This is a genomic window from Nostoc sp. 106C (assembly GCF_002154725.1).
Lineage (GTDB): Bacteria > Cyanobacteriota > Cyanobacteriia > Cyanobacteriales > Nostocaceae > Aulosira.
The window spans coordinates 1-584 of record NZ_MTAW01000071.1 but is presented as its reverse complement, the minus strand read 5'-3'; the positions used below and the strand labels follow the sequence as shown (position 1 = coordinate 584).

Sequence of the window (584 nt, the reverse complement as noted above, 5' to 3'; positions counted from 1 at the left end):
TAGAAGTAATTAAAAAACACATCATAGCACCAGTCGATAAACAAAACAAAATTAGATATTGGTGTGGAGACGAAAGCCGTGTGGGGTTGAAGACTGAACCTGGGAGATTAATTACGAGAAAAGGAGTCAAGCCCATCGGCATTATGCAATGGAAGCGGGATAATTTTTATTTATATGGATTAGTAGAACCATTAACTGGAGAGCATTTCCTAAAGGGAATTCTCTCATTTAAATACAGCTTGTTTCAATATTTTTTTAGAAAAATTCTCTGAGACTTATTCTCAAGATATACATATTCTTCAGTTAGATAATGGAGCGTTTCATTTTAGTCAGCATCTCAAACTACCAGAAAATATAGTTTTGTTATTTCAGCCTCCGCATACACCTCAAGTTAATCCAATTGAAAGATTGTGGGAGGAGGTTAAAAGGCATTTAACTTGGGAAAGCTTCTCAACTTTAGATGAATTAAGAGAATTTATTTGGAAGCGATTGGAACAATTAAACACATCAATCGTTGCTTCTATTACAGGTTGGGATTTTATTCTTGACGCTTTATTTGTATCAGGCTTTTCGTGAATTGGTAT

General features: G+C 34.4%; 1 protein-coding gene and 1 pseudogene. Both read left to right on the top strand.

Going from position 1 to position 584, the window contains the following annotated elements; all coding sequences use genetic code 11:
• Nucleotides 1-272 (top strand): annotated as a pseudogene (locus BV375_RS37505) (IS630 family transposase); the annotation flags it as partial.
• Nucleotides 250-576 (top strand): transposase, encoded by a 327-nt coding sequence (locus tag BV375_RS35820; protein ID WP_143842020.1) that lies wholly within the window; start codon nt 250-252, stop codon nt 574-576. The pseudogene BV375_RS37505 and the gene BV375_RS35820, both read left to right, overlap by 23 nt.
• Nucleotides 577-584 lie beyond the last annotated feature (8 nt).